We start from the raw sequence: 5,573 nt of genomic DNA, 5'->3' as shown, positions 1-5,573 counted from the left end.
TTATAGGGAGAGGTAAAATGAAAAAAACAAACTTGGCATTAGCTGTTCTTTACTCTTTAAATATAACAAGTGAGTGTTAACAAGTTATGACGAAGTTTGGTCTTTTTTGGGAAAGTTGTTTAGATTGGTTTGAAAATCGCATGTTGTTGATCATACACGGCAATTTTTGTCACACAATGCTTCTTCAGCAAAGCGATGGCATCTTTAAAGTGGAACCCATAATGTGCCACTGAATGCGCATCAGAACCGATTGAGAAGCGCTGTCCGCCCATCGTGACATACCATTCAATCATTTGTTCATAGAGTGCGACATTACCGTATTCATACATGCTACGCGTGTTTAACTCAAGCGCTATTTTATTTGTCTTCATCCGCTTCAGAATCGCTGTTAACACCGTTTTATGTTTTTGGAACTCCTCAAGTGTGACATCAAATAAACGGATGCCATAATCGAAGTGACTGAGAATATTTGCTTGTGGGAAATGTTGTATCGCGATTAACAACAATCCAAAATATTCGTGCATCACTTGGCGGACTTCTTTTTTCTTCACTACGGGTTGTAAATAATCATACCGACCATTTTGATGCACGCTCAACAGCAATACATCAAATTCCTTACCTTCCAAATAGGCTAAGATTTTTTCTTTCGACTCCACCGTAAAGCCCACTTCTAAACCTTTACGAATGCGACGACCGCTCGTTGCTTCTAACTGGGCAATAGTTGCTGAATACGCGTCATAATCAAGTACAGTGTCTTGTTCATTGTTGTAAAAATCGTGAAAATCAAGGTGTTCTGTCGTCACAAGTGTGCCTTGACTGATTTTCAAATAATTGGCGAGTGTCTCTTCTGAGTCTGGCGAAAAATGTGTGTGCATATGCTGATCATACCGCTTCATGCTGATTCCTCCTTCATCCTAAGCAATACTCAAACAATTGCGTTTTTCAAAGCGCAAGTGCACCCAATCACCGACTGAAAGTAAATTGAAACTACGATACAGCTCATCAACACGTAAACGAACACCCTCTACTTCGACATAATAACTTAAAATATTCCCGCTCGTTGTCGCATCGACAATTCTGCCACGGACCGTGTACTCTTCTTCACTGGGGTTAAACGCTGCTTTGTTCGAATCAATCACTTCTGGACGGATCGCAATGTCGCTTGTAACCGTCTGACCTGTCACTTGAGCAAATGCTCTTGGTTCCAAAATATTATAGTTGCCCATAAATGAGGCGACAAATTTTGTTTTGGGCTGCGTATACAATTCAGTTGGATGATCGGATTGTTCAATTTGCCCTTCATTCATTACATGAACCACATCAGATAAAATCATTGCCTCGTCCTGATCGTGTGTTACAAAAATAGTCGTGATGTTCAACTGTTTTTGAATGCGCCGAATTTGTTTTTGTAAACTCTTACGTAACATCGCATCAATTGCTGATAGCGGTTCATCTAACAGCAGTACTTTCGGTTCTGTTACAATCGCACGTGCCAGTGCAACCCGTTGTTTTTGCCCGCCCGATAAAGACTGTGGGTACTGTTTTTCTTTACCGACAAGATCAACAATGGCGATTATTTCAGCGACTTTTTGTTCCCGTTCAACTTTTGGTACTTTGCTCATCTTCAAACCAAAAGCAATATTTTCTTCAACGGTCATATTGGGAAACAACGAATACTGTTGAAACACCATCCCAATTTCGCGTTGACCTGGCTCCAATTTAGTAATGTTTTTACCATTGATTAAAATCTCACCACCATCGATGGTTTCAAAGCCGGCTAATGCGCGTAATAAAGTTGATTTTCCGCAACCGGATGGTCCTAACAAGGTGACTAAATGCCCTTCCTCAATCGATAGGGATAACTCGTTCAACACTTGCTTTTGTCCATCATATGTTTTGCGAATGTGTTTAAATTCAATGTAACTCATGTTCTTTCTCCTCCTTATGTTAAGCCTTACGGTTAAGTCGTGTAACGCCATACGATAGCAATAACATCACCGCAAACATTAACACAGAAACGGCACTAGCCGAGTGCCCAGAAACAGCACGTATTTCATTCAGGTAAACACCTAATGTTGGGAAATAACTGCCTGCTAGTATATTGATTAAAACAAAATCACCAAACAAAATACCTACTGCCAAAAGCAATGTTGCCAATAAGCCTTTTTTCACACTTGGGACAATAATACGGAAGTACGTATAAAACTTGTTGGCTCCTAAAATCGCTGCACTTTCTAAAATCGGTACAACATCAATGGTATTTAGTGCATTTTTAATACCTTGATACATATAAGGCAGTATGACGATGCCATAAGCACATATCACTAAGAAAATTCGGTTAGAGAGAAAACTATCGCTGCCACCGTATAGCGATAAAATACTGACTGCAAGAATAACTCCTTGTATTCCATAAGGAATTTTAGAGAGAATATCCACATACTTATCCACTTTTGGAAAATACACCCGAATGACAAATTGTGTCACTAACATCAACAACATCATCAATACTGTTGGGACAAAAGCCACAATCAACGTACGGATAATTGCTGGTCCAATTGCATTCCCTCGTGTAAACAAGTCGGTATAAAATGAAAGTGTAAACGCGCTTGGCATCAGTGTGGTGACATCTTTAAAGAGCGAGTTAACCAATGTTATCACTGGTGGGATAATCAAGAAAAGTGTCACTGCTACAATAATCACGTTGCTTAAAAAAGCTTTTCGTTTAAGTGTTTGCATTTATAAATCCTTTCTCAACTTCGCTAAAAGTCGCGTACTCAAAATCGTTGTCACACCCATCAACACTAATAGTATCAATGATAAGGCACTCCCCAATTCAACTTGCTGAACAACATCGCCTGTAAACATCGAAGAGATCCGAATAGGTAGTAACGAAAAATTGGTTCCCATTAACGCATAAGGCGTTGCATACGCTGCAAGTGCATTGGAGAACATCACCGCAAAGGTGCCCAGAATACTGGGTAACAACAAGGGTAACCCCACACGTAGCCAAAATTGAAAGGTGCTCGCGTGTAACAGTTGAGCCGCTTCTTTGTACTCCGTTTTAATGGCATCAAACGATGGATACAACAGCAAGGTTGCCAGTGGAATTTGAAAATAAACAAATGTGAGCATGATCCCTGACGACGAATACAGATTGTAGTTGGCTAAAAAATCGAGCCCTGTTTGTTGTCCTAAACGAACGAGTATACCTGAGTTGCCCAATAAGATGATGAAGGCAAATGCCAGTTGGATTCCTTGAAAATTAGCGGTCATATTCAAAACATTCACAAACCCATTACGAATTTTAGATGAGGATTGATGAATAGCATAGGCGCTCAGCACCGCAATTGCTAAACCAACCAATGAAGAAATAACGGCAATAATCAAACTGTTACGAATCGAAAGCGTGTAATAGTCGCTCGCAAAAATCTCTTTGAAATTGGCAAAGGTAAATCCCTCTCCTCCAACAGGCTTAAAACTGTTCTGCACTATATTAAACAAGGGTAATAATTCAAACATGATCACAAAAAGCGCAAATGGTACAAGTAAGACTAAATACTTCCAATACGATTGTTTCCCTAACACAAGTTGTGCCTCCCTTTAAATAAACGTGAGTGGTGCCATCTGTTCACTCGGAGTCAACCCTAAGAGCTGACAGAGTAACGGTGCAATTTGTCGTTGTTTAACGAGCACGTCGCGGTAATCCCCAGTTGTTACATCTTCTGAAAAGATATACAAAGGTACCTGTCGATCATCTGACGATATGCCGTTATGCGTTTGAAAGGTGTTCATGCCATGATCAGCGGTCACAACGATTTGATACCCTTGAGCGCGCCACTTTAAAATAAACCCTGCTAATAAACTATCGATCGCCACTGTTTGTTGAACGTATTCTTTACTATCTGAACCATAGCGATGACCCACATCATCAATGTTCATCGTATGAATCAGTGTATAATCCGTTTGTTGTTGCTGAATTAAATAATCACCATCCAATAACAAGTGACTATCAGGGTAATGGTCTTCAAAATAGAACAACCCCTGTTGAATATAGCCAGCACTATTAAATTGTAGGCGATCGGTTTCTGGATTAAACGGTGATTTATTATACAGTTCGCTCACCCAGTGATACGCTGCTGCACCTGTTGTAAGGCCCGCTTCTTGAGCGAGTTGGAACACACTCACCTCTTTAGAAGGGGTGGTGCAATGATTAGCGTAAATACCATTTTGATACGTTGGAACGCCTGTCTGCAATACTTCATAAAGCGGACGTGACTGTGCAGGCACTTCTGCTTCAACGGTGTACACCGCACACTGCTGTTGTTCGATCATATGTGCCATAAAACCCATATGCGCAAACGCCGTTTTGGCGTTAAGTCCATCTAATACGACAAAAATCGTTTTTCCCATCCGATTCACTCCCTATTTTGCTTTAGTTAAAACTTCTTCTTGCCATTGTTTACCTAAAGTCGTTGCCGCTGCATCCCACGCTTTTGTATCTTTAATTGGACGGGCTTTTTTGTACTCTGCATCATCGAGCAATTTGGCTTTAACATCTGCTGGCAATTTGACTTTATTACGAATCGGACGAGCAAATCCACGTGCGAGGTTAATTTGACCTTCATCAGATAAAATATACTCGCGTGTCAGTGCTGCTGCATAAGGATGTGGTGCATACGCATTGATGATTGTTGCATAACCACTTTGAACGCTACCATCCGTTGGAATCGAGACAGCAAAGTCAGTTTTAGCATTCCCTTTTTCAATCGCATTTTTGTAGTTCAATGCATTAAAATCCCAGAAAATACCGACAGCGATTTCACCTGCTTCTAAACGGGCAAGCGACGCTTCACCCATATCCAAACGCCCTTGTTCTGCTAACTTCGCAAAAAATGCCAATCCCGGTTCAAGATTACTTTCATCGCCACCATTCGCAATAGCAGCTGCAAGTACCGCATTTTGTGATTGTGACCCTGCATTCACATCGCCGATTGTTACTTTATAATCACCTTTTAAAATATCAGCAAATGATTTTGGTGCGTCTTTCACTTTGGCTGTATTTGTCATGAAAGAAATCGTGCCCGTGTAACCGATGACCCAGTCACCGTTATCGTCTTTTGCCCAATCAGGCACTTCGTCCCAATAAGATGTTTTATAAGGAAGCGTTACGCCCTTACTCTCTGCTATCGGACCGAATGATTGACCAACATCACCGATATCTTTGGTCGCTTTTTTCTTTTCTGATTCAAACAATGCAATTTCTTCGGCTGAGCTCATATCTGTATCTGCATGCTTGATCCCGTATTTTTTATCGATATTGCCCCAAGTCTCACCCCAGTTTGCCCATGTATCCGGCATCCCTACTGATTCGACTTTACCTTCTGCTTTCGCTTTCTTTTCAATGTCACTTAGCGATAAGCTATTTAAATCAATTGATTGACTTGTTTCTTTTTTATCGTCTGCCGACGCACCACAACCTGCTAATAATGTTGTTGCCACTAAAGATACCACTAAGCCTTTTTTCAATTTCCCCATTATAATAAATCCTCCTAGTTGTTCTTTTTTTGGTGGTT

At 40.7% G+C, this 5,573-nt stretch carries 6 protein-coding genes; all 6 read right to left on the bottom strand.

Features of this window, described 5'->3' with window-relative positions; genetic code table 11:
- Positions 1-119: 119 nt before the first annotated feature.
- From IKV95_RS00310 to IKV95_RS00285, 6 genes are read right to left on the bottom strand one after another with little or no spacing between them, the layout of a single operon-like run.
- Positions 120-896, bottom strand: a complete 777-nt coding sequence (locus tag IKV95_RS00310) for a PHP domain-containing protein (protein ID WP_069118365.1) — start codon at positions 894-896, stop codon at positions 120-122.
- Positions 897-914: 18 nt separating this feature from the next.
- Complete coding sequence (locus IKV95_RS00305) at positions 915-1,928, bottom strand: ABC transporter ATP-binding protein (RefSeq protein WP_029091132.1); 1,014 nt, start codon at positions 1,926-1,928, stop codon at positions 915-917.
- A gap of 19 nt (positions 1,929-1,947) precedes the next feature.
- Positions 1,948-2,736, bottom strand: coding sequence for an ABC transporter permease (locus tag IKV95_RS00300; RefSeq protein ID WP_029091131.1), 789 nt, complete (start codon positions 2,734-2,736; stop codon positions 1,948-1,950).
- Positions 2,737-3,585 (bottom strand): ABC transporter permease, encoded by an 849-nt coding sequence (locus IKV95_RS00295; protein ID WP_197714267.1) that lies wholly within the window; start codon positions 3,583-3,585, stop codon positions 2,737-2,739.
- Between the two features lie 15 nt (positions 3,586-3,600).
- Complete coding sequence (locus IKV95_RS00290; protein WP_069135061.1) at positions 3,601-4,410, bottom strand: alkaline phosphatase family protein; 810 nt, start codon at positions 4,408-4,410, stop codon at positions 3,601-3,603.
- A gap of 12 nt (positions 4,411-4,422) precedes the next feature.
- Entirely contained in the window at positions 4,423-5,535 is a 1,113-nt protein-coding gene (locus tag IKV95_RS00285) for an ABC transporter substrate-binding protein (RefSeq protein WP_120473041.1), read from the bottom strand.
- Between the last annotated feature and the right edge of the window lie 38 nt (positions 5,536-5,573).

The sequence above is a fragment of the Brochothrix sp. genome, from assembly GCF_017549435.1.
GTDB classification, from domain to species: domain Bacteria; phylum Bacillota; class Bacilli; order Lactobacillales; family Listeriaceae; genus Brochothrix; species Brochothrix thermosphacta.
This window is presented reverse-complemented; position numbering and strand designations above follow the sequence as displayed.

What these genes read in the sequence shown, in the direction of transcription:
- IKV95_RS00310 (WP_069118365.1), bottom strand. Translation starts at nt 896, where the DNA reads ATGAAGCGGTATGATCAGCATATGCACACACATTTTTCGCCAGACTCA.
- IKV95_RS00305 (WP_029091132.1), bottom strand. Translation starts at nt 1,928, where the DNA reads ATGAGTTACATTGAATTTAAACACATTCGCAAAACATATGATGGACAA.
- IKV95_RS00300 (WP_029091131.1), bottom strand. Translation starts at nt 2,736, where the DNA reads ATGCAAACACTTAAACGAAAAGCTTTTTTAAGCAACGTGATTATTGTA.
- IKV95_RS00290 (WP_069135061.1), bottom strand. Translation starts at nt 4,410, where the DNA reads ATGGGAAAAACGATTTTTGTCGTATTAGATGGACTTAACGCCAAAACG.
- IKV95_RS00285 (WP_120473041.1), bottom strand. Translation starts at nt 5,535, where the DNA reads ATGGGGAAATTGAAAAAAGGCTTAGTGGTATCTTTAGTGGCAACAACA.